General features: G+C 75.0%; 22 protein-coding genes. 10 read left to right on the forward strand and 12 right to left on the reverse strand.

Features of this window, described 5'->3' with window-relative positions:
* The first annotated feature begins 138 nt into the window (after positions 1-138).
* The 5 genes from AB0J00_RS10010 (at position 139) to AB0J00_RS10030 (ending at position 4,482) form a co-directional block, all read left to right on the forward strand.
* Positions 139-756 (forward strand): DUF47 family protein, encoded by a 618-nt coding sequence (locus AB0J00_RS10010; protein ID WP_357743623.1) that lies wholly within the window; start codon positions 139-141, stop codon positions 754-756.
* A gap of 7 nt (positions 757-763) precedes the next feature.
* Positions 764-1,765: an inorganic phosphate transporter gene (locus AB0J00_RS10015; RefSeq protein WP_357743625.1), complete on the forward strand. Its 1,002-nt coding sequence runs from the start codon at positions 764-766 to the stop codon at positions 1,763-1,765.
* A 10-nt stretch (positions 1,766-1,775) separates the two neighbouring features.
* Positions 1,776-3,248 carry an MFS transporter gene (locus tag AB0J00_RS10020; protein ID WP_357743627.1) on the forward strand — a complete coding sequence of 491 codons (1,473 nt, stop codon included), beginning with the start codon at positions 1,776-1,778 and terminating at the stop codon, positions 3,246-3,248.
* 67 nt (positions 3,249-3,315) lie between these two features.
* Entirely contained in the window at positions 3,316-3,411 is a 96-nt protein-coding gene (locus AB0J00_RS10025; RefSeq protein ID WP_357743629.1) for a putative leader peptide, read from the forward strand.
* Positions 3,412-3,498: 87 nt separating this feature from the next.
* Entirely contained in the window at positions 3,499-4,482 is a 984-nt protein-coding gene (locus tag AB0J00_RS10030; protein ID WP_357743631.1) for a sulfite exporter TauE/SafE family protein, read from the forward strand.
* Between the two features lie 24 nt (positions 4,483-4,506).
* On the opposite strand, the gene AB0J00_RS10035 is transcribed toward AB0J00_RS10030, so the two are convergent.
* The 6 genes from AB0J00_RS10035 to AB0J00_RS10060 all read right to left on the reverse strand — a co-directional run bounded on the left by AB0J00_RS10035 (position 4,507) and on the right by AB0J00_RS10060 (position 10,174).
* A complete protein-coding gene (locus tag AB0J00_RS10035) occupies positions 4,507-5,520 on the reverse strand; it encodes an FUSC family protein (protein ID WP_357743633.1) in 1,014 nt (337 codons plus the stop codon).
* 160 nt (positions 5,521-5,680) lie between these two features.
* Positions 5,681-6,169, reverse strand: coding sequence for a DUF5994 family protein (locus AB0J00_RS10040; RefSeq protein ID WP_357743635.1), 489 nt, complete (start codon positions 6,167-6,169; stop codon positions 5,681-5,683).
* A gap of 336 nt (positions 6,170-6,505) precedes the next feature.
* Positions 6,506-8,398, reverse strand: a complete 1,893-nt coding sequence (gene typA / locus AB0J00_RS10045) for a translational GTPase TypA (protein WP_357743637.1) — start codon at positions 8,396-8,398, stop codon at positions 6,506-6,508.
* Positions 8,399-8,530: 132 nt separating this feature from the next.
* On the reverse strand, positions 8,531-8,863 hold the full coding sequence (locus tag AB0J00_RS10050) for a hypothetical protein (RefSeq protein WP_357743639.1): 333 nt from the start codon (positions 8,861-8,863) through the stop codon (positions 8,531-8,533).
* Positions 8,864-8,916: 53 nt separating this feature from the next.
* Positions 8,917-9,684 carry a thioredoxin domain-containing protein gene (locus tag AB0J00_RS10055; RefSeq protein WP_357743640.1) on the reverse strand — a complete coding sequence of 256 codons (768 nt, stop codon included), beginning with the start codon at positions 9,682-9,684 and terminating at the stop codon, positions 8,917-8,919.
* A complete protein-coding gene (locus AB0J00_RS10060; RefSeq protein ID WP_357743642.1) occupies positions 9,674-10,174 on the reverse strand; it encodes a MauE/DoxX family redox-associated membrane protein in 501 nt (166 codons plus the stop codon). The genes AB0J00_RS10055 and AB0J00_RS10060 overlap by 11 nt, the downstream gene beginning before the upstream one ends.
* A 165-nt stretch (positions 10,175-10,339) precedes the next feature.
* Between AB0J00_RS10060 and AB0J00_RS10065 the strand changes: the two genes are divergently transcribed.
* Positions 10,340-12,472: an EAL domain-containing protein gene (locus AB0J00_RS10065; RefSeq protein ID WP_357743644.1), complete on the forward strand. Its 2,133-nt coding sequence runs from the start codon at positions 10,340-10,342 to the stop codon at positions 12,470-12,472.
* An 81-nt stretch (positions 12,473-12,553) separates the two neighbouring features.
* On the opposite strand, the gene AB0J00_RS10070 is transcribed toward AB0J00_RS10065, so the two are convergent.
* Positions 12,554-13,108: a YceI family protein gene (locus tag AB0J00_RS10070; protein ID WP_357743646.1), complete on the reverse strand. Its 555-nt coding sequence runs from the start codon at positions 13,106-13,108 to the stop codon at positions 12,554-12,556.
* Positions 13,109-13,192: 84 nt separating this feature from the next.
* On the opposite strand from AB0J00_RS10070, the gene AB0J00_RS10075 reads away from it, so the two are divergent.
* Positions 13,193-13,726: a MarR family transcriptional regulator gene (locus AB0J00_RS10075; RefSeq protein ID WP_357743648.1), complete on the forward strand. Its 534-nt coding sequence runs from the start codon at positions 13,193-13,195 to the stop codon at positions 13,724-13,726.
* Positions 13,727-13,835: 109 nt separating this feature from the next.
* On the opposite strand, the gene AB0J00_RS10080 is transcribed toward AB0J00_RS10075, so the two are convergent.
* Both AB0J00_RS10080 and AB0J00_RS10085 read right to left on the reverse strand, forming a co-directional pair.
* Positions 13,836-14,975, reverse strand: a complete 1,140-nt coding sequence (locus AB0J00_RS10080) for a glycerophosphodiester phosphodiesterase (RefSeq protein ID WP_357743650.1) — start codon at positions 14,973-14,975, stop codon at positions 13,836-13,838.
* Between the two features lie 154 nt (positions 14,976-15,129).
* Positions 15,130-16,080 (reverse strand): patatin-like phospholipase family protein, encoded by a 951-nt coding sequence (locus AB0J00_RS10085; RefSeq protein WP_357743652.1) that lies wholly within the window; start codon positions 16,078-16,080, stop codon positions 15,130-15,132.
* Between AB0J00_RS10085 and AB0J00_RS10090 the strand changes: the two genes are divergently transcribed.
* Both AB0J00_RS10090 and AB0J00_RS10095 read left to right on the forward strand, forming a co-directional pair.
* A complete protein-coding gene (locus tag AB0J00_RS10090) occupies positions 16,079-16,876 on the forward strand; it encodes a thioesterase family protein (RefSeq protein ID WP_357743654.1) in 798 nt (265 codons plus the stop codon). The genes AB0J00_RS10085 and AB0J00_RS10090 overlap by 2 nt on opposite strands.
* Before the next feature lie 43 nt (positions 16,877-16,919).
* Positions 16,920-17,969 carry an NAD-binding protein gene (locus tag AB0J00_RS10095; protein ID WP_357743656.1) on the forward strand — a complete coding sequence of 350 codons (1,050 nt, stop codon included), beginning with the start codon at positions 16,920-16,922 and terminating at the stop codon, positions 17,967-17,969.
* Positions 17,970-17,975: 6 nt separating this feature from the next.
* On the opposite strand, the gene AB0J00_RS10100 is transcribed toward AB0J00_RS10095, so the two are convergent.
* From AB0J00_RS10100 to AB0J00_RS10110, 3 genes are read right to left on the reverse strand one after another with little or no spacing between them, the layout of a single operon-like run.
* Entirely contained in the window at positions 17,976-19,472 is a 1,497-nt protein-coding gene (locus AB0J00_RS10100) for an adenylate/guanylate cyclase domain-containing protein (RefSeq protein WP_357743657.1), read from the reverse strand.
* A 55-nt stretch (positions 19,473-19,527) separates the two neighbouring features.
* The gene (locus tag AB0J00_RS10105; RefSeq protein WP_357743659.1) at positions 19,528-19,707 is read right to left on the reverse strand and encodes a DUF1059 domain-containing protein; all 180 of its coding nucleotides are present in this window, start codon (positions 19,705-19,707) and stop codon (positions 19,528-19,530) included.
* A gap of 26 nt (positions 19,708-19,733) precedes the next feature.
* Positions 19,734-20,960, reverse strand: coding sequence for an EAL domain-containing protein (locus tag AB0J00_RS10110; RefSeq protein WP_357743661.1), 1,227 nt, complete (start codon positions 20,958-20,960; stop codon positions 19,734-19,736).
* A 176-nt stretch (positions 20,961-21,136) separates the two neighbouring features.
* On the opposite strand from AB0J00_RS10110, the gene AB0J00_RS10115 reads away from it, so the two are divergent.
* The gene (locus AB0J00_RS10115; protein WP_357743663.1) at positions 21,137-22,486 is read left to right on the forward strand and encodes an APC family permease; all 1,350 of its coding nucleotides are present in this window, start codon (positions 21,137-21,139) and stop codon (positions 22,484-22,486) included.
* Positions 22,487-22,562: the final 76 nt, after the last annotated feature.

A 22,562-nucleotide genomic window follows, 5' to 3' on the forward strand; every position in this document is an offset into this window, starting at 1 on the left:
CCGGGTTCCCAGTGTCGCGGGACACCGACGGCAGGTGAACGGAGGGTGACCGAACGGGGCACCTATGCTCGTCCGGGTCGCTCGTCCCAGCCAGGGAGGACGCCCACCCCGTCGTCCTGTCCTCCGAGGGAGCCCCGCGTGCCCTTCCGACTCACGCCCAAGGACTCGAGCTTCTACGACATGTTCACCGCCTCGGCGGAGAACCTCGTGACGGCCACCGACGTCCTCAGCGAGTTCGTCCACGAGCATGCCCGCCGCGACGAGCTCGCCGTCCGGCTGCGCGACCTGGAGCACATCGGCGACCAGCAGACGCACGCGATCTTCCGGCAGGTCAACTCCAGCTTCGTGACGCCGTTCGACCGCGAGGACATCTACAACCTCGCCAGCGACCTGGACGACGTCATGGACTACGTCGAGGCCGCCGCCGACCTGGTCATCCTCACCGGGCTGGGCACCCTGCCGGCCGAGATGGGCCAGCAGGTCGCGCTGCTGCAGCGCTGCGCCCAGACGACGGCCGAGTCGATGCCCCGGCTGCGGTCGATGAAGGACCTCGCCGAGTACTGGATCGAGGTCAACCGGCTGGAGAACGAGGCCGACAAGCTGTACCGGCGGCTGCTGTCCCGGCTCTACTCGGGTGAGTTCGACGCGCTGGAGATCCTCAAGCTCAAGGAGGTGGCCGACCAGCTCGAGGAGGCGGCCGACGCCTTCGAGCACGTGGCCAACGTCGTCGAGACGATCGCCGTCAAGGAGTCCTGACCCAGGGATGGACGGGGCCTTCCTCGCGCTGCTGGTCATCGTCGTCGTCGCGCTGGCGTTCGACTACACCAACGGCTTCCACGACGCCGCCAACGCGATCGCCGTCGCGGTCTCCACCAAGGCGCTGACGCCGCGCATCGCGCTGGCGCTCGCCGCGGTCATGAACCTGGTCGGCGCGCTCATCTCCACCGAGGTGGCCGCCACCGTCGGCAGCGGGATCATCGACCCACCCTCGGGCGACGACGGGCTGCAGGTGGTCTTCGCCGCGCTGATCGGCGCCATCGCCTGGAACCTGATCACCTGGTACTTCGGGCTGCCCTCGTCGTCCTCGCACGCCCTCATCGGCGGCCTGGTGGGCGCTGCGCTCGCGTCGGCCGAGTCGGTGAAGTGGTCCGGCATCATCGACAAGGTCATCATCCCGATGGTCCTGTCGCCGGTCATCGGCTTCGGCCTCGGCTACCTGTTCATGCTCGCCATCCTGTGGACGTTCCGGCGGCGCAACGCGCACAAGACCGAGCGCGGGTTCCGCTACGCCCAGATCGCCAGCTCCGCGGCCATGGCGTTCGGCCACGGCACCCAGGACGCGCAGAAGACCATGGGCATCATCACCCTCGCCCTGGTCACCTCCGGCGAGATCGACACCTTCGACGTCCCGCTGTGGGTGATCTTCGCGTCCGCCCTGGCGATCAGCGCGGGCACCTACTCCGGTGGCTTCCGGATCATCCGCACCCTGGGCCGCCGGGTCATCCAGCTGACCCCCGCCGGCGGCTTCGCCGCCCAGACGGTCGCCTCGGGCGTCATGATCGCCACCGCCACGGTGTTCGCCGTCCCGGTGTCGACCACGCACATCACCACCGCCTCGATCATGGGCGTGGGCGCGACCCGGCGGCTGTCGGCCGTCCGCTGGGGCGTGGCCGGCAACATCGCCGTCGCCTGGGTGCTCACGCTGCCGGCCGCGGGTCTGGTCGCCGCGCTCGCCTACGTCGTCACCCACGCGGTGGTGGGCTAGGAAGGACGGCGTGACCGCGGACCCGCCCGCCGCGGCGGGCCTGCCGCCGGACCCCGCCGCTCCCCCACCGGGCACCGCCCCGCCCACGGGGGCGGCGCGGGTCCGGCTGGGCACGGCGCAGGGCTGGTGGGTGGTGCTGGCCACCGTGCTCGCCTCGGCGATGGCCTTCCTCGACTCGAGCGCGGTCAACGTGGCGCTGCCGGCGATCGGCCGTGACCTCGACGCGTCGCTGGCCGGGCTGCAGTGGGTGGTCAACGGCTACACGCTGGCGCTGGCGTCGCTGATCCTGCTCGGTGGGGCGCTGGGCGACCGGTACGGCCGGCGGCGGGTGTTCGTCGTCGGCGTCGCCTGGTTCGCCGCCGCCTCGCTGCTGTGCGGGCTGGCCCAGAGCAGCGGCCAGCTGATCGGCGCGCGGGTGCTGCAGGGCGTCGGCGGGGCGCTGCTGACCCCCGGCAGCCTGGCGCTGATCCAGGCGTCGTTCGTGCCCGGCGACCGGGCGCGGGCGATCGGGCTGTGGTCGGCGCTGGGCGGGGTGGCCGGGCTCGTCGGGCCGTTCCTCGGCGGCTTCCTCGTCGACACGGCCGGCTGGCGCTGGGTGTTCGGCATCAACGTGCCGATCGCCGCGGTCGCGCTGCTCGCCGCCCGGCACCTGCCGGAGTCCCGCGACCCGGGGGCCACCGGCCGCTTCGACGTGCTGGGCGCGCTGCTCGGCGTCGTCGCCCTCGCCGGGACGACGGACGCGCTGATCGCCGCCGGCGACGACCCGGGCGGCGTCCAGGTGTGGACGGCGGCCGCGGTGGGCGTCGCGGCGGCCGCCGGCTTCGTCGTCCGGGAGCGCCGCACCGCCCACCCGGTGCTCCCGCCGTCGCTGTTCCGCGACCGCCGGTTCACCGGCGCCAACCTCACCACCCTGGCGGTGTACGGCGCGCTGGGCGGCTGGTCGTTCTTCCTTGTGCTCGAGCTGCAGAACGTGCTCGGGTACGACGCCCTGCAGGCCGGCGCGGCCATGCTGCCGCCGACGGTGCTGCTGATCCTGCTCTCCGCCCGCGCGGGGGCGCTGGCCCAGCGGATCGGGCCGCGCCGGCCGATGGCGGTCGGGCCGCTGGTCGCCGGCGCCGGGATGCTGCTGATGGTCCGGGTCGACGCCGGGGCGTCCTACTGGGCCGACGTGCTGCCCGGCTCGGCGCTGGTCGGGCTGGGTATGGCCACGCTGGTGGCGCCGCTGACGGCCACCGTGCTGGCCGCCGCGCCCGACGCGCTGGCCGGGGTCGCCAGCGGGGTGAACAACGCCGTCGCCCGGGCGGCCGGGCTCCTGGCGGTCGCGGCGCTGCCGGTGGCGGTGGGGCTGCCGTCCGGTGAGCTGCCCTCCGCGGCCGTGTTCACCGCCGGCTTCGAGACGGCGACGGCGGTGTGCGCAGCGCTGATGGCCGCCGGCGGGGTGGTCGCCTGGCTGACCGTCCGCGACGACGTGCTGCGCGCCTGACCTCGCGCGTCCCACTGGCTGGGCGCCCCCTCTCGCCAAATCCCATCAACGTGGTAGGAATGTCGCCGTGACGGGGACGACGGCACTCCCGGGCGAGCTCCTCGTGAGCCGCCTGCACGTCGACCTGCTCCGCGTCAGCACCGCCTGCTGTCGCACCCGCTGACCTCCCGCGCCTCCTGGCGCCCGCCCTGTCAGCACCCGCGCTGCGCGCTGTCCGCGCCCGGCCGGATCCCCGCGAAGGACCCTCCTCGTGAAGACCCTCATCGTGCTCGCCCTCGCCGGCCTCGGCGCCCAGCTCGTGGACGGCAGCCTCGGCATGGGCTACGGCGTCACCTCCACGACCCTGCTGCTGGCGCTCGGCACCAACCCCGCGGCCGCGTCGGCGACGACGCACCTGGCCGAGATCGGCACCAACCTGGCGTCGGGCCTGTCGCACTGGCGGTTCGGCAACGTCGACTGGAAGGTCGTCGGGAAGATCGGCGTCCCCGGGGCGGTGGGCGCCTTCGCCGGCGCGACCGTGCTGTCGACGGTCTCCACGGAGGTCGCCGAGCCGCTGATGTGCCTCATCCTGCTGGCGCTCGGCATCTACCTGCTGGTCCGGTTCACCCTGCGCGGCATCGACAAGCGCCACCTGGGCAAGCCGATGCGCAAGCGGTTCCTCGGCCCGCTGGGCCTGGTCGCCGGCTTCGTCGACGCCACCGGTGGCGGTGGCTGGGGCCCGGTCGGCACCCCGGCGATCCTGGCCAGCGGCCGGATGGAGCCGCGCAAGGTGATCGGCTCGATCGACACCTCCGAGTTCCTGGTGTCCCTCGCCGCGAGCCTCGGCTTCCTGTTCGCCCTCGGCTCGCAGGGCATCAAGGTCAGCTGGGTGATCGGGCTGCTCGTCGGCGGGCTGATCGCCGCCCCGATCGCGGCCTGGCTGGTGCGCCACGTGCCGCCGCGGCTGCTGGGGTCCGGCGTCGGCGGGATCATCGTGCTGACCAACGCCCGCACCCTGCTCAAGAGCGACTGGTTCGACGCCGGCGACGCCACCCGGTACGCGGTCTACGCGGTCGTCTACCTGGTCTGGGCCGCCGCGGTGGCCTGGTCGTTCCGCGAGTACCGCAAGGACCGGGCGCAGGAGTCGGCGGACGCGCTGGCGGCCCAGGCCCAGGAGACCACTGCTGCGGACACCCCGGGGACCACCGCCGCCGACCGCGTCCCCGCCGGCCGGCCGGCCGCCCCGCGCGACTGAGCCCGGCGTCGCGGGACGCGGGGCTCAGGCCGGCTGCTGGCCGCGGCGGCGGAGCACGGTGCCGACCCAGATCACCAGCAGCCCGAGCGCGGCCCCGATCACCGTCTCGACACCCCGGTCGAACAGCAGCGGCCCCATCGGCCGGGGTGCGGCGACCTGGCCCATGAGCAACGCCATCGGGGTGATGAACAGCAGCGCGATCGCGTAGTTGCGGCCGATCAGCAGCTCGGTGACCACCTGCAGGACGACCACCACGAGCACGGTGGTGACCGCGGAGAAGCCCGGGGCGAGCAGCACGGCAGCGGTCAGCAGCCCGGCCAGGGTGCCGATGACGCGCTGCCCGGCGCGCGCCACCTGGTGGGTGACCCCGGGGGCCGACAGCGGCGCGACCGCGGCGACCATCGCCCAGTACGGGTGGCCGATGCCGACGGCGGTGGCGGTCAGCCCGGCCACGACCACGGCGACGGCGGCGCGCACCGGCTGCCAGCGCGGCACGGGGCGGGGCGCGGTGGGGCGGGTCGGCTCGGCCCGGACGAGGCCGACGGTGTTGCCGACCACCAGGGCGAACACGGCGCTGGCCGCGGCGACCGCGGCGGCCACGGGGACGTCGGACAGCTGGTGCGGCACCGAGGAGGCGGCGCCGAAGGCGAAGACGAGGAACAGCGGGCCCGGCGGGTGCCAGTCCTGCGTGGTGGCCAGCGCCGAACCGCCGGCGGCGATCAGCGCGGCCACCCCGACCGCGACCCAGGCCCGGGCGTCGAGGACGCCGACCAGCGCGCCGGCGACGACGCTCGCGGTCAGCGCGGTGCCGGCGCTCGCCTGCATCGCCAGGCGGGACAGGTGCACCCGGGTGCGGCCGTAGAGCGAGGTGAACGCGCCGAACGCGGCGTAGAGCGCCCACGCGGGGTGGTCGAGCGCGAGGACGGTGAGCAGCGGCACCAGCACGCTGATCCCGGCGCGCAGCGCGACCCCGGGGTCCGCCGGCACCGGGCGCACGGCGACCACGTGCCGCGCCACTTCCCGCAACTGCCCGGTCATCCGGCCCCTCCCGCTCCCCGACGCACTCAGGGAGGAGCGCCGCGGCGGGACCCCGCTGTTCCTGTCCCGGGTGTGACCTCGGGCGGCCGGGGTCGCGGGGTGACCGCCGTCTCCCGCGGGGCAGGGCGGGGGACGACGGCCGGGGTGACCGGCGCCGGGGTCAGCCGGCGACGCGGACCGACGGGAGCGGCGCGACCTGGGGCAGGGGTCGCGAACCGGCGTCCGCCAGCACCCGCTGCGGCGAGCTGCGCTCGTCCCGCAGCCCACTCATCCGGAGGGCGCGGACACCGGTGAGGGCGTCCGCCTCCGGCGGCACGACGAGCAGGTCCAGCCGGCGGGAGCCCTCGGCCAGGGTCAGCGAGACGAGCTGGGGGTCCATGCTGCGGAAGCCGCCGGTGCGCACCGTGCGGCCGTAGACCACCACCTTGCGGTCGACCGGCTGCCACGGCTCCACCGGGTAGGTGAAGCGCTCCACGCGGACGCCCATGGTGTCCAGCGCGGCGATCAGCTCCGGCACCTCGACCGACAGGTCACGGCTGCGCGGCCACCAGGCACCGTCGAACGGCGCATCGGTGCTCGCGTCGCGCCGGCGCAGCCGCACCCGGACGTCGATCCCGTTGCGGAAGCCCGCATCGCGCACGTTGGTCATCGGCTCTCGGACCGCCCTTCGTCCCGTTCCCCCCGGCTCCCCGGCGGTCTTCCCACCGCCGGTGCCACCGCACGACCGGAAGCTACGGGCGGCGCGGCGACACCCCGGGACGCCACTCGGGTCCGCCGGCGCGGGATCGCGGCCGCCCGGCAGGTCCTCACCGATCGTGATCGGTCGACGACTCCTGCCACACCGGTCACACCCGCTTCGGTGGGACACGCCGTCCCGCCCACCGCGGCGCGCCCGACCCCGCAGACGGCGGAGGCCCCTCCCCCGGGTCGGGGAAGGGGCCTCTGCTGCCGGGTCACCCCGCCCGCGGTGCGGGCGGGGTGGGGCTCACTCCGGCTTGGGCTTGCGGTTGCGCTGCCGGCCGCGGACGGTCTGGTCGAGCTCGACCTTCCGCACCCGGACGGCGCCCGGGGTGACCTCGACGCACTCGTCCTCGGCGCAGAACTCCAGCGCCTGCTCCAGGTTGAGCAGCCGCGGCGGGATCAGCCGCTCCAGCTCCTCGGAGGTGGACTTGCGCATGTTGGTGAGCTTCTTCTCCTTGGTGATGTTCACGTCCATGTCGTCCGGACGGGAGTTCTCACCGACGATCATGCCCTCGTAGACCTCGGCGCCGGGCTCGACCATCATCTGGCCGCGCTCCTGCAGCGAGAACATCGAGTAGGTGGTCGCCACGCCGGAGCGGTCGGCGACCAGCGAGCCGGTCGGGCGGGCGCGCATGTCGCCCAGCCACGGCTCGTAGCCCTCGAGGTTGTGGTTGAGGACGCCGGTGCCGCGGGTCTCGGTGAGGAACTCGGTGCGGAACCCGATGAGGCCGCGGGACGGGACGATGTACTCCATCCGCGCCCACCCGGTGTCGTGGTGCACCAGGTTCTCCAGCCGGCCGCGCCGGGTGGCCAGCGCCTGGGTCAGCGTGCCGACGTACTCGCCGGGGGTGTCGATGGTGACCCGCTCGACCGGCTCGTGCAGCTTGCCGTCGATCTCCTTGGTCACGACCTGCGGCCGGCCGACGGTGAGCTCGAACTCCTCGCGGCGCAGCTGCTCGACCAGGATCGCCAGGGCCAGCTCGCCGCGGCCCTGCATCTCCCAGGTGTCGGGGCGCTCGGTGGGCAGCATGCGCACCGAGACGTTGCCGACCAGCTCCTGGTCGAGGCGGTTCTTGATCAGCCGCGCGGTGAGCTTCTTGCCGCTCTTGCCCGAGATCGGCGAGGTGTTGATGCCGATGGTGATCGAGATCGAGGGCTCGTCGACCGTGAGCGGCGGCAGCGGGCGCGGGTCGTTCGGGTCGGCGAGGGTGTCGCCGATCATGATGTCCTCGATGCCGGCGATGGCGACCAGGTCGCCGGGGCCGGCGCTGTCGGCCGGGGTGCGGTCCAGGCCCTCGGTCATCAGCAGCTCGGTGATCTTGACCCGCTGGATGGTGCCGTCGACCTTGCACCAAGCCACCTGCTGGCCGCGCTTCATCTCACCGGAGTGGATGCGCAGCAGCGCGAGCCGGCCGAGGAACGGCGAGGCGTCGAGGTTGGTGACCTGCGCGCGCAGCGGCTCCTCGGCGTCGTAGCTGGGTGCCGGGATGGTGTCCAGCAGCGTCGTCACCAGCGGCGCGAGGTCCGGGCTGTCCGGCACGGTGCCGTCGGCGGGCCGGTTGAGCGAGGCCTGGCCGGTCCGGCCGTTGCAGTAGACGATCGGGAACTCGAGCGCCGAGGAGTCCAGGCCGGCGTCCTCGAGCAGCTCCATGAACAGCTCGTAGCACTCGTCGACGACCTCGTCGATGCGGGCGTCGGAGCGGTCGGTCTTGTTGACCGCGAGGATGACCGGCATCCCCTTGCTCAGCGCCTTGCGCAGGACGAAGCGGGTCTGCGGCAGCGGGCCCTCGGAGGCGTCGACGAGCAGGACGACGCCGTCGACCATCGACAGGCCGCGCTCGACCTCACCACCGAAGTCGGCGTGACCCGGGGTGTCGACGATGTTGACCACGACGGGGTTGCCGTCGGGGTCGGCCAGCCGGATGGCGGTGTTCTTGGCCAGGATGGTGATCCCGCGCTCGCGCTCGAGGTCCATCGAGTCCATGACCCGGTCCTGCGTGGTGTCGGCGTCGGTGCCCTCGCCCTTGGCGCGGTGCAGAGCGCCGGCCTGGCGGAGCAGGGCGTCGACCAGGGTGGTCTTGCCGTGGTCGACGTGGGCGACGATCGCCACGTTGCGCAGGTCGTTGCGGGTGGGCATGCGGAAGGGCACCTCGGGTGTCAGAGAAAGTCTGGGATCGCGGCCGTCCACGCGGCGTCGCGCATCTGGTGCAACGGCACGAGCGGCCGCGGCCTTCCCATGGTAAAGGACTCCCGCTGTGTCCCGGGTCGCTCAGCCGCGGTCGGCCACCCCGTAGGAGAGGGCGGCGGCGGCGACCGTGACCAGGCCCACCGCCAGCCAGGCCGGCCAGCCCAGGCCCAGGGCGAACACGTGCGCCAGCGCGAACAGCACCAGGTAGGCGACGGCGAGCCCGACGGCGACGGCCAGGCCGCGCCGCCGGTACCAGAGGACGCCGGCCCCGATGCCGCACGCGGCGAGCACCAGGCCGCCCAGCGCCCGGACGCCGGTCTCCTGCGCGACCGCGAACCCGGCCGCCAGCCCGACCGCGGCGAGGACGGCGGACGGGAAGCGGGTGCGCGTGCGGGCCAGCGTCGAGGTGGTCATGCCCCCGAGTCTCCCCCGCGCGGCTGTGCGCCCGCCCGTGACGACGGCCACGGTCAGCCCGCGGCGGCCTGCACGGCGGCGGAGATCCCCGCGGCGGTGAGCTGGTCGGCCGCGGTCAGCTGCTTGCCGTCGACGAACACCGCGGGGGTGCCGGTGACGCCGTCCTTGCTGGCCTGCTCGGTGGCCTTCTTCGTCCAGTCCTCGTACTCGCCGTCCCGGATCGCCTGCTCCACCGTGGCGCCGGAGGCGCCGGCCTGCTGGGCGTAGGTGACGAGCTGGTCGTCGGTCAGCCCGGTGCCACCCTCCTCGGGCTGGTGGGCGAACAGCAGGTCGTGGAAGCGCGAGTAGGCCTCGGTGCCCGCGGTGCTCGCGACGGCGGCCGCGGCGTTCAGCGCCCGGGTCGAGTACTGGTCGTTCCTGCTCGTGTCGAGGAACGCCATGCCGTGGTAGCGGACCTTGGCGGTGCCGGCCTGCACGAGCTGGTCGACGGTCTGCCCCGCGCTGTCCTCCAGCGCCTTGCAGTTGGGGCACTGGAAGTCCTCGTAGAGGTCCAGCGTCACCTTCGCGTCGGCGTCGCCGACGGTGAAGGCGTACCCGCCGTCGCTGGTGTTGGCCGGGACGGCGGCCGACGCGGACGTCGAGGTGCGGTTGCTCTGCACGACGACGACCACGACCAGCGCGACGACGAGCACGACCGCGGCGACGACGCCGCCGACGACCGTCCGCCGGCGGCGCTGGGCCTTCGCCCGGGCCGCGGCCTCGGCCGCCCGCTGGGCGGCGATCCGCTGCCGGGCGGCCTCGCGCTTGGCGCTACTGGGCACTGCGGTACTCCGTTCGTCCGGGAGCCGGGTCGGCTCCACCGAGGCTGAACCGGGAGGCGGGCCAGCGGGCCAGGGCCAGCGCGACCAGCAGCAGCGCCGCGTCGCGGGCGATCTCCCCCCGGTAGGCGGTCTGCCCGGCGGCGACCGTGCCGCCCCCGCCGAAGCAGCCGCAGTCGATCTGCAGGCCGCGGGCCCACGCGGCGGCGATCGCCGCGACGTAACCGGCCAGCATCACCGCGCTGAGCACCGCCGCGGTGCGCACGAAGACACCGGCGAGCAGCGCCAGGCCCACGGCGATCTCGATGACCGGCAGCCCGAACGCGGTGACGTCGACCAGCGACTCGGGCAGCAGCTGGTAGGCCCGCACGGCCCGGGCGGCGGCGGCCGGGTCGGGCAGCTTGAGCGCGCCGGCGACCAGGAAGACCCCACCCAGCAGCAGCCGGGCGGCGGTGGCCAGCCAGGGCGCCGCGCGCCGGATCGGTTGCTCCACGTCTCCAAGGTCGCCCCAGCAGCGGACCTGGTTCCCGGACGCCGCCTGTGAGTTCGCTGGCAGGCGTCGTGGCGTGGCGCTGCGGGGACGCGCACGCAGCGGCTCCGGTCGGTACCGTTTCCCCTCCGCCGGGGTCCGGGCTTCCGGACGGCGGAGGAGGTGGCGATGAGCGGTGCTGCCGAGCGGCCGCGACCGGCGTCCGGGCCCTCCGCGGGGTCCGGCCCCGCCTGGCGGGACCGGGTCACGGACGCGCTGGAGATGGTCAGCGAGGCGATCTGCTTCCTCGACGCCGAGGATCGGCTCACGTGGCTCAACAGCGCCGCGGAGCGGTTGCTGGAACGCCCGGCCGGGACGCTGGTCGGCCGGGCGGTGTGGGCGGAGTTCCCCGAGCTGGGCCGCTCGCACGCGGCGGTGACGGCCAACCGCGAGGCACGGCGCACCGGCACCGTCCAGCACCTCGAGATGTTCGCCCCGACGCTGGACCGCTGGTTCGAGGTGCGCGTCCTGCCGGTCGAGGACGACGTCGCGGTGTTCTTCCGCGACGTGCACGAGCGCCGGGCACTGGACGACGAGCGCGCGGCCGAGTCCAGCCTCCTGCGGGCGGTGCTCAACGCGCTGCCCGCCCGCACCGCGATCCTCGACGCCGACGGGACGATCCTCACCACCAACACCGCCTGGCAGGAGCGCCGCCCACCCGCCGGCCAGGTCTCCGGCGATCGGGGCGACGACTACGTGGCCCTCTGCCGGGCCGCCGGCCGGGCCGGCCACCGCGGCGCGCAGGCGATGGCCGACGGCCTCGAGGCGCTGCTCGCCGGGCGGACCCGGTCGTTCTCCCTGGACCACGCCTGGCCCGGCGCACGGCAGTCCGGCGGGGAGACCTGGTGGCACATGCAGGCGTTCCCGGTGGACGACGGGCCCCGCGTCGTCGTCACGCACACCGACATCACCGACCGGGTGTCCGCCGAGCAGCGGCAGGCGTGGCAGGCCCGGCACGACCACCTGACGGCGCTGCCCAACCGGGCCGGGCTGCACGAGGCGATCAGCGCCGCGCTCGCGGAGGAGCCCGGCGGTGCGGTCACCGTGCTGTTCATGGACGTCGACGGCTTCAAGCAGGTCAACGACACCCTCGGTCACGAGGCCGGGGACCTGCTGCTGCGGGAGCTGGCCTCGCGGCTGGCGCACCGCACCCGCCCCACGGACGTGGTGGGCCGGCTCGGCGGCGACGAGTTCGTGGTGGTGGCGCGCGACTGCCCGGCCGCGGGCGGGCTGCACCTGGCCGAGCGGTTCCGCGCGGTGTTCGACGAGCCGTTCGAGCTGGCCGGCAGCCGGCTGCCGGTGACCGTCAGCATCGGCATCGCGAGCTCCGGGCCCGGGACCACGCGGCCGGAGGACCTGCTGCGGGACGCCGACACGGCGATGTACGCGGCGAAGTCGCGCGGGCCGGACCGGCACCTGCTGTTCACCCCGGCCCTGCGCACCGAGCTCGAGGAGCGGTGGCAGGTGGCCAGCGGGCTGCGGGAGGCGGTGCTGCTGGAGCAGTTCACCCTGCACTGGCAGCCGGTGGTCGACCTGGCCACCGACGCGGTGGTGGGGTGCGAGGCGCTGCTGCGCTGGGAGCACCCGGAGCGCGGGCGGGTGCCCCCGGCCGAGTTCGTGCCGGTCGCTGAGGAGAAGGGGCTGATCGAGGCGATCACCCGGTGGCTGCTGCGCACGGCCGTCGAGCAGGGCGCGGCGTGGGAGCGCGCCGGGCTGCCGCTGGCCGTGGGGGTCAACGTCAGCGCGTTGCACCTGGCGTCGGGCACGCTGGTCGACGACGTCCTGGGTGCGCTCGGCGCCGGCCGGCTGGCGCCGCGGCGGCTCGTGGTGGAGCTGACCGAGACCAGCCTGACCAGCGACCCGGAGCAGGCCGCGGCCCAGCTGGGCGAGCTGCGGCGGCACGGCGTCCGGGTGGCCATCGACGACTTCGGCACCGGCTACAGCTCGCTGGCGACGGTGGCCGCGCTGCCGGTCGACACGCTCAAGGTGGACCGCTCGCTGGTCTCGGGCCTGCCGGAGGACCGCACCGTGCCGCAGGCGGTGCTCGGCGCGGTCGCCGCGCTCGGCACCGCGCTGGGCATGGACGTGCTGGCGGAGGGCGTCGAGACACCGGCCCAGCTGGCGGCCGCCCGCCGGGTGGGCTGCACGCACGCGCAGGGGTTCCACCTGTCCCGCCCGCTGACCGCCGCCGAGCTCACCCCGCTGCTGCTGGCGGGCCGGAGCCGGACCGGCGTGCCCTGCCTGCCGGCCCCTCCCGGCTGACCCCGGACGCGACGGAGGCCCCGGGCAGCTGCCCGGGGCCTCCGTGGTGGTCTGCTGCGGCCGGTCGGGGCCGCGGGTGGATCAGGCGGTGCGGAGCACGCCCTCGATCTCGAGCTCGACGTCGATCTTGTCGCCGACGACGACGCCGCCGCCGTCCATCGGCATGTCGATGTCGACACCGAACTCCTTGCGGGAGATCGAGGTCTTGCCGGAGAAGCCGGCGCGCGTGCCGCCGTAGGCGTCCGGGCCGAAGCCGTTGAGCTCCAGCTCCAGGGTGACCGGCTTGGTGATGCCCTTGATGGTCAGGTCGCCCTCGACGAACCAGTCCTCGCCCTTGGCGCGCACCCCGGTCGAGCGGAAGCTCATGACGGTGTGGTTGCCGACGTCGAAGAAGTCGGCGGACTTGATGTGCGCGTCACGCTGCTCCTGGCGCGTGTCGATCGAGTCCATGTCGATGGTCGCGGTCACGGTCGAGGCGGCCGGGTCCTCGGCGGTGACGATCTCGCCGGAGAACTCGGTGAAGTAGCCGCGGACCTTGCTGACCATCATGTGGCGGACGGAGAAGCCCACGGTCGAGTGGCTGGCGTCGATGTCCCAGGTGCCGACGACGTAACCGGGGATCTGCGTGGTGGTCATGCTGTCTCCAAGTGGTTGAGCGTTTGACTTCGTTACCCCACAGCGTAGTTGAAGGCTTGAGCATTCCGCCAGTACCCTCAGGGTGTGAGCGCACAGGTGTCCCCCAGCGTCCCGGCGGACGACGTCCGCCCGGCGGACGGCCTCCCCGCGTGCCCGGCCGTCGAGACCAGGTGGCTCGACACCGAGGAGCAGGTCGCCTGGCGGGCGTGGCTCTACAGCCACATGCTCCTCGCCGAGCGGCTCGAGCGTGAGCTGACCCGGCAGACCGGCATCTCCAACGCCTACTACGAGATCCTCGTCCAGCTGTCGGAGACCGAGGGCCGGGCGCTGCGGATGAGCGAGCTGGCCGACCGCTGCCTGTCCTCCCGCAGCCGGCTCTCGCACGCGGTGTCGCGGCTGGAGGAGCGCGGCTGGGTGCGCCGGCAGACCTGCGCCGAGGACGGCCGCGGCCAGCTCGCGGTGCTCACCGACGAGGGCTTCGCCGCCCTGGAGGCCGCGGCGCCGGTGCACGTCGAGAGCGTGCGCACCCACCTGTTCGACCAGCTGAGCCCCGAGCAGGTCGCGGCGATGCGCGACGTCGGCGAGACGCTGCTGCGCCACCTCGACACCGACCGCTGAGCCACCGACCGCTGAGCCACCGACCGCTGAGCCACGACCGCTGGGCCACGACCGCTGACCGGGGTGCGGAGCCGCAGGGGACCTGCGCCACCGCACCCCGGCCGCGGGGTCAGGCGGCGACGTCGCCGGTGAGGAACAGCTCCCGGGTGAGCACGCCGGTGTCGGGGTTGTCGGTGAAGATGCCGTCGACCCCGGCCTCCCAGAACCGCAGCTGCTCGGTCACCGCGTCGCCGTAGCCGGCCGGGTCGGTCCCCCGGCGCAGGTCGGCGGGCAGGAAGGTGTTCTCGTCGCGGAACGTGTACGGGTGCACCAGCAGCCCGACGGCGTGCGCGTCCGGCACGAAGGACGTGGGCTGCCCGAGCGTCCCGTCCGCGGCCAGCGGGATCACCTGCGCCTTGTCCGGCCCGACCGCATCGGCGTACTCCGCGATCCCGGCCAGCCCGCGGGCGGTGGAGAGGTCGGCGTAGGTGCGCGGGTCGCCGGCCGCGACCAGGTCGGCGGGCGCGCCGGTGGCCGACAGGAGCTGGACCAGCGGCACGGGCACCCCGGCCGCGTCGAGCTCGCGCAGGTTGGTGGTCTCGAACGACTGCAGGAACACCGGCGCGTGCGGGGAGAGCAGGTGCGCCTCGCGCAGGTCGGCCACCAGCGGCTCCTCCAGCGACAGCCCGAGCCCGTCGAAGTAGGTCGGGTGCTTGGTCTCGATGTAGGCGCCGACCTCGCGGTGCAGCTCACGGCTGAGCCGGGCGCGCAGCTGCAGGTACTCGTCGACCGTGGGCACCCGGAAGAGCCCGTCGTAGAGGGTGTTCTCCTGGCGCACCTCGGGCAGCCGCTCCACCGCCCGCAGCGTCCTGAGCTCGGCCAGGGTGAAGTCCTCGGTGAACCAGCCGGTCAGCGCCACCCCGTCGACGGTCTTGGTGGTGCGCCGGTCGGCGAACTCCGGGTGCTCGGCGACGTCGGTGGTGCCGCCGATCTCCGGCTCGTGCCGGCACACCAGCACGTGGTCGCGGGTGGACACCGCGTCGCACTCGATGAAGTCGGCGCCCATCCGGGCGGCCAGCTCGTACGACGCCAGCGTGTGCTCGGGCCGGTAGCCGGCGGCACCGCGGTGACCGATGACCAGCAGCTCCTGCGACGGGCCCGCGCCCTGACCGGCCGGTGCGGCACCGGCGGACGCCGGCACGAGCACGGTCAGCAGGACGGCGAGGAGGACGGCGACCGCGACACCCGGCAGCCGGAGGACTGTGCGCATCGGTGCTCCCGCGGGCTCCGGTCGCGACGGTCGCCACCGGCCCACCGCCCGATCTCAGCGTGCGCCCAGGCGTTGCTCAGCCAACGGTTGCAGAACGCCTCGTGAACCCCGCGCGCCGCCACGCTGCGCAGTTCTTCCGGACGGCGTGGCCTGCTCAGCCCTGCCAGACCTCCGCGACCCGCGCGGCCGCGGCGGCGGCCTGTGCCCGGCCGGCCCGCGCAGCGGCGGCCCGGGCGGCGGGGTCGAGCACGTTCCGCCCGATCGCCTGCCGCGCGGCCGCGTCCGGGGACACGACGGCGACCCGGGCGGCCATCCCGGTGACCTGCGCGTCGACGCTGGTCATCGGGCCGGCCCCGCGCGGCAGCGGGGCGAGGACGACGACCCGGTCGTACCCGGCGGCGAGGTCGGCGTTGGCCGGGGAGCGCATCCCGCCGTCCATGTACCGGCGGCCCGCGATGCGCACCGGCGGGTACACGCCGGGGACGGCGCAGCTGGCGCCCACCGCGGCGACCAGCTCGACACCGGAGTCGCGGGTGAACTCGGTGGAGGCACCGGTCTCCGCGTCGACCGCGGTGAGCACGAGGGGGCGGTCGGGCCACTCCGCCGAGGGCAGCCGGGAGGCGATGGCGGCCCGCCGCTCGTCCTCGGTCGGGGTGCGCCCGGTGTCCGCCGCACGCATCGCCAGCGCGCCGATGCGGCGGCGGAACGCCTCGTCGTCCCGGCGGGACAGCAGCACCGCCAGCCCGTAGCGGGCCAGCGTGGCCCGGCCGAGTCGGGCCACCCGCTCGGCGTCCGGCGGCGCGAGCTGGGTGGCGTACAGCTCCTCGACGGGGGTGCCGCTGGTCAGCTGGGCGCCGACCACCGACCCGGCCGAGGTGCCGACGACGAGGTCGGCGGTGGACAGGTCGACCCCGGCGCCGGCCAGCCCGGCGAGCACGCCGAGCTCCCAGCCGATGCCGGTGACGCCCCCGCCGCCGAGGACCAGTGCCGTGCGCGCAGTCACCGGGTGATCCTGGCCCCGGCCCGGCACGGCGCGCAGCACCGGGGTGTCCAGCAGGATGTCCAGCGGCGGGCACCGGTGCCGGCCGCGGAGAGAGGACGTCATGACCGACACCGCCAGCGACCTCGGCGAGGCCTTCTACCTGCCGCTCGGGGAGGGTCGGTACGCGCCGACCAAGGCCACCGAGAGCCCGTGGGACACCACCGCCCAGCACGGCGGCCCGCCGTCCGCGCTGCTGGCCTCGCTCGCCGCGGCCACCGCCGCCCCCGGGCAGCGGGCCGCCCGGGTCTCGGTCGACTTCCTGGGCCCCGTCCCCCGCCGGGAGCTGACCGTCGAGGTCGCCCCGGTCCGGCCCGGCCGGCTGGTCTCGCTGAGCGAGGCGCGGATGAGCGTCGACGGGCGCGCGGTGGCGGTGGCCCGCGTCTGGCACCTGGCCACCGGGCCGACCCCGCCGGTGGTCACCCCGCCGACCGCTCCCCCGCCGCTGCCGGCCGAGGGGTCCGCGCTGTCGTTCCTGCCGCACCTGGACGACTGGGGCTACGGCCGGGCCGTCGAGTGGCGGTGGACCGGGGGCACCCCGGACGGGCCCGGCCCGGCCGACGTCTGGACCCGGCTGCTGCTGCCGCTGGTCGCCGGCGAGCCGCTGTCCCCGCTGGCCCGGGTGCTGGTGGTCGCGGACGCCGCCAACGGGCTGTCGGCCGAGCTGCCGCTGGCCGACTGGCTGTCCATCCCGCCGGGGATGACCACCCACCTGCTGCGCGAGCCGGCCGGCGAGTGGGTGCACCTGTCCTGCCGCAGCACGCTGGCCGACGACGGGCTGGGGCTGTGCTCGGGCGTGCTGTCGGACGCCGACGGCGTCGTCGGCGAGGTCGCGCAGCCACTGCTGGTCCGCTCGCGGTGACCGGCAGCGCGGCGGTCGCTATCGTCCGGGCGGTGAGGACGGCGTGCTGACCGACCACGGGGGCGTGCAGCTGGCCCACGTCGAGGAGGGCCCGGCCCGGCAGGTGTGGCGGCGCGTGGTCATCGCGCTGAGCCTGCTGGTGCTGACCGTCTTCCTGGTCTACATCGGCCGGGACGGGTACCGGGACAACAGCGGCGGGCAGCTCAGCCTGCTCGACGCCACCTACTACGCGACCGTCAGCCTCTCCACCACCGGGTACGGCGACATCGTGCCGGTCACCGCCGGCGCGCGCCTGGTCAACATCATCGTGATCACGCCACTGCGGATCATGTTCCTGATCGTGCTCATCGGGACCACCCTGGAGGCGCTGACGGCGCGCTCCCGCGAGGAGTTCCGGATCCGTCGTTGGAGGTCCTCGTTGCGCCAGCACGTCGTCGTCTGCGGGTACGGGACGAAGGGCCGCAGCGCCATCCGCTCGCTGCTCAGCACCGGCTGCACCGCCCAGGAGATCGTCGTCGTCGACAGCGACCAGCGGTCGGTCGACGAGGCCAACGCCGCCGGCTTCACGGCCGTGCTCGGCGACGCGTCGCGCACGGAGGTGCTGCGCAAGGCCCAGGTCGAGCGGGCCCGCGCGGTGCTGGTGGCGGCCAACCGCGACGACACCGCGGTGCTCATCGTGCTGACCGTGCGCCAGCTCAACCCGCACGCGCCGATCACCGCGAGCGTCCGCGAGGAGGAGAACGCGAGCCTGCTCAAGCAGTCCGGTGCCGACTCGGTGATCGTCTCCTCGGCGACGTCGGGGCGGCTGCTGGGGCTGAGCACCGACCAGCCCGGCGTGGTCGCCGTCGTGGAGGACCTGCTGACCACCGGGCACGGCCTCGACCTCGCCGAGCGGCCGGTCACCCAGTCCGAGGTCGGGCTGGCGCCCCGCCAGCTGCGCGACATCGTGCTGTCGGTGAACCGCGGCGGGCGGCACCTGCGGTTCGACGACCCGGTGATCGGCACGCTGCAGAACCAGGACGTGCTGGTCGTCGTCCGGGCCCGGCAGAAGCTCGGCGTCGACCCCGGGCGGCGGCTCGGCCCGGACGTCTGACACCGCTCAGCCGGCGCGCACCCAGGTGGGCGTCGGCTGCGCGCGGCCGCGCAGCGTGAGCACCTCGCCGGGCACCCAGTGGGCGGCCTCGTCGCCGGCCGCGGCGCGCACCGCGCGTCCGGTCGCCAGCACCCGCCCGGGCAGCGCCTTGGCCAGCTCGGTCAGCCGGGCGGCCTCGTTCACCGGGTCGCCGATCACCGTGTACTCCAGCCGCGAGCGGGCCCCCACCTGTCCGGCGACGACCGGGCCGAACGCCACGCCGACGCCGATGTCGACCTCGCCGGCCGCGGCCACCGCGGCGACGACGGCCCGGGCGGCGCGCAGCGCGGCGCCCGCCGGGTCGGGGTGGTCGGCGGGCGCGCCGAACACGCACAGCGCCGCGTCGCCCTGGAACTTGTTCACCAGCCCGCCCTCGGCGGAGGTGGCCTCGACGACGACCGCGAAGAACCGGTTGAGCAGGCCGACCATCGCCTCGGCGCCGGCGTGCTGCGCGAGCGCCGTCGAGCCGGTGACGTCGACGAACAGCGCCGCGACCGTGCGCTCCTCACCGCCCAGCGCGATGCCCCGGTCCAGCGCCTGCTGGGCGACCGTCGCCCCCACGTGCCGGCCGAACAGGTCGCGCAGCCGCTCCCGCTCCCCCAGCCCGGCGGCCATCGTGTTGACGCCGTCCTGGAGCAGGCCGATCTCGCCGGCGTCGTCGACGACGACGCGCACCGAGGTGTCGCCCTGCCCGATCTCCTGCACCGCGTGGCGCAGCTCGCGCAGCGGGCTGCCGACGGCGCGGGCGGTGAGCAGGGTGGCGAGTCCCCCGACGACCAGCGCGACCACGGCGAGGAACACCACCGCCGCGTCGCTGACCCGGCCGTGCAGGCTCGGGTCGAGGAACAGCGAGACCAGGCCCAGCAGCGGGACACCGCTGGTGAGACCCCAGGCGAGGAACATCCGGACCCGGACGCCGAGCAGCAGCGAACCGGTCGGCGGGTGCGCGGCGAGCGCGCGGGTGGTGACCGGGCGGGCAGCGCGGTCGACGAGGAGGTAGCTCACGCCGGTGGTCACGATCCCGCCGAGCACCGAGGACAGCCCGGTGCGCAGGCCCACGGCCGGGTCCGGGGAGACGACACCGGCGACGACCCCGGCGAGGACCGCGCCGACCAGCCAGGTCAGGGCGGCGACCAGCGCGGTGTCCAGCGGCAGCCGCAGGGCGTGCGCCGCCTCGGTGCGGCTGGGCGGCCGGCCGGCCGCCAGCCACGCCCGGGTGACCCGCTGCCGCTGCAGCCCGGCGGCGATGCCCAGCGGCAGCGCGAGCACCCCGTAGCCGATCACGACCAGCAGCAGCACCGTGCGGGTGCCCGGCTCCTGAGGGTTGCGCCCGCCGGAGAGACCGACCAGCAGCAGCGCCACGGTGACGGCGCCGACCAGGTTGGCGCCGACCACCAGCCCGAGGAGCCGCACGACCGTGCGCCGTCCACCGGCCAGCAGCGGCGGCACCGCGGAGGTCGTCACGTCCTGGTCCGACGGGCGGCTCCGCGCCGGGAGGCGGCGGAGCGGCCCGGGGTGGTCAGCCGGCGTCGCGGATCGCCCGGCCCACCGCCACGTCGACGGCGGGCAGGTCGGCCTCGCTCCTGCCGTGGCCCCACTGGGCGTGCACCCGCCCGTGCGCCAGCAGCTCCTCGGCCGTCGGCGCGCGGAAGCTGGCGCCGCAGCCGGGCACCACGTCCGCGCAGTCGAACTCCTTCACCGGGTTCCTCCTCGTCCCCCGGAACGCTACGCGGCGTCCGGGTCGGTCGTTCCGTCCCCGGTGGCATCGGCGGCCGCGCCACCGGAGTGGAGGTCGGCCAGCCGCAGCGTCATCCGTTCGGGCCGGACGACGCCCAGCAGCGCGCCGCTGGCGTCGACGCAGACCGCCGGGTCGAACCGCCGCGCGGCGACCCGGGTCATCGCCCGCACGGCCACGTCGACCACCGGGGTGGCCGGGCGCACCCGCAGGCTGACCGGGAGCACCTGCAGGTCCCGGTCACCGCCCCGCAGCCCGGGACGCACCAGAGCGGTCGGGCAGCCGCGCTCGTCGACGGCGGCGACCAGGTCCAGGCCCGGGTCCGCGGCGAGCAGCCGCCGTGCGGCGGCGAGGTCGGCGCGGAGGTCGGGGCCGGCGGGCACGGTCGGCACCCGCTCCACCAGCCCGGCGACCGACTCGCCCTGCCGGGCCCGCTCGGTCATGGCCCGCAGCCGGGCAGCCAGCTCGGGGTCGAGCTGCGGCCAGCCCGGGCCCGGCCGGGCGAGCAGGTACCCCTGGGCCAGCGGGACGCCCATCCGGACGAACGCGTCCAGCTCCTCGAACCGCTCGACGCCCTCGACCAGCAGCCAGGCGTCCAGCCGGCCGGCGTAGGTGCCCAGCAGCTCGGCCAGCGCGAGCTTCGCCTCGTCCCGGTCGACGTGGTCGACCAGCGCCCGGTCGAGCTTGACGAACTGCGGGCGGAGCAGCGCCAGCTGCTGCAGCCCCGAGTAGCCCGAGCCGGCGTCGTCCAGCGCGATCGCCGCCCCCGCGGCGCGGAGCTGGTCGAGCAGGCCGGTGAGCCGCTGGTGGTCGTCGACCGGCACGTGCTCGGTCAGCTCGAGCACCACCCGGGAGAGGTCGCCGGCCGAGAGCAGCAGGTCGGCCAGCTCGGGCTCGGTGAGCAGGTGCGGGCTGACGTTGACGGTCAGGAAGCAGTCTGCCGGCAGGGTGGCGCGGGCGGAGAGGGCGGCGCAGACGACGCGGGCCTCCAGCGCGGCGCCGAGACCCAGCTCGTCCGCGGCGGCGAACCAGCGGTCCGGCCCGCAGGCGGCGTCGTCCCCGAACCGGGACAGCGCCTCGTAGCCGCAGACCAGGCCGCGGCGCAGGTCGACGATCGGCTGGAAGACCAGCGCGGGGCGGGCCGGGTCGGCGAGCACCTCCACGAGCGCGGCGGCCCAGCCCTGGGGCGGAGCGGGCGCGCGCTCGACCGCGGTCATCCGGTGCTCCGTCCTGGTGGTGCTGGGCACCGGGTGGGCTCGGGCCTCCGTGGCGGGAGCTGTGCCGTCATCCTGGGCCCGCGGGCACCGCCCGGGAGGCGGCCGGCGGGCTCCTGTCACCCGCCCGGGGCAGGCGCGCGGTTGCCGCGGTCGGCCCAGCTGGTGAGGATCTTGCGGTGAGCAGGCCGACCGACACGCAGACCACGACGTCCGCCGACGAGCAGGGCGGCACCCTCCGACGGGCGGTCACCGGCAAGCTGCTGTACGTCTTCGTGCTCGGCGACGTGCTGGGCGCCGGCATCTACGCGCTGGTCGGTGAGATCGCCGGCGAGGTCGGCGGCGCGGTCTGGGTGCCCATGCTGGTCGCCCTGCTGCTGGCGCTGCTGACGGCCGGCTCGTACGCCGAGCTGGTCACCAAGTACCCGCAGGCCGGTGGTTCGGCGGTCTTCGCCGAGCGGGCGTTCCGCCGTCCGGTCGTGTCGTTCCTGGTCGGCTACTGCATGCTCGCCGCCGGGGTCACCAGCGCCGCGGGGCTGGCGCTGGCGTTCGCCGGCGACTACCTCTCGGTGTTCCTCGACGTGCCCGCCGTCCCGGCCGCGCTGGTGTTCCTGCTCGTGGTCGCGCTGGTCAACGCCCGCGGCATCAAGGAGTCGGTGCGGGCCAACGTCGTGATGACGGCGATCGAGGTGTCCGGGCTGCTGCTGGTGGTGGTCGTCGGCGCGATCGTGCTGGGCCGCGGCGACGGCGACGCCGGCCGCGTCGTCGAGTTCCCCGACGGGGTCTCCGCCGGCTCGGCCGTGCTGGCGGCCGCGCTGCTCGCCTACTACTCCTTCGTCGGGTTCGAGACCTCGGCCAACGTCGCCGAGGAGGTGCGCGACGTGCGCCGGGTCTACCCGCGGGCGCTGTTCGGCGCGCTGCTCACCGCCGGGGTGGTGTACGTGCTGGTCGGTCTGGTGGCCGCGGTGGTGCTGCCGGCCGACGAGCTGTCCGCGTCCTCCGGCCCGCTGCTGGCCGTGGTGCAGGCCAGCGGCATCGGCATCCCGGACCGGCTGTTCAGCGCGGTGGCGCTCATCGCCGTCGCCAACGGCGCGCTGCTGACGATGATCATGGCCAGCCGGATGGTGTTCGGGCTGGCCGAGCAGCGGCTGCTGCCCCCGGTGCTCGGCGCGGTGCTGCCCGGGCGGCGCACCCCGTGGGTGGCGATCGTGGTGACCACCGCGGTGGCCATGGGGCTCACCCTCAACGGCGACCTGGGCGACCTGGCGAACATCGTCGTCCTGCTGCTCCTGCTGGTATTCCTGAGCACCAACACCGCGGTGCTGGTGCTGCGCCGCGACCGGGTCGCCGCCGACCACTTCACGATCCCGGTGGTCGTGCCGGTGCTCGCGATCGCCTCGTGCGTGCTGCTGCTGTGGCAGCAGGAGGCCCGGACGTGGCTGTGGGCCGGCGTGATGCTGCTGGTCGGCGTGGCGCTGTACCTGCTGGCCCAGGCGCCGTGGTGGCGCCGGTCAACACCCGCTGCGTGACGTTTGGGTGAACTGCCCGCGCCACCGGCCTGCTCGGGGGAGGATCACCGGCAGGACCGAGAGGAGCTGATCGGCA

This window comes from Modestobacter sp. NPDC049651, assembly GCF_040659695.1.
Classification (GTDB): Bacteria; Actinomycetota; Actinomycetes; order Mycobacteriales; family Geodermatophilaceae; genus Modestobacter.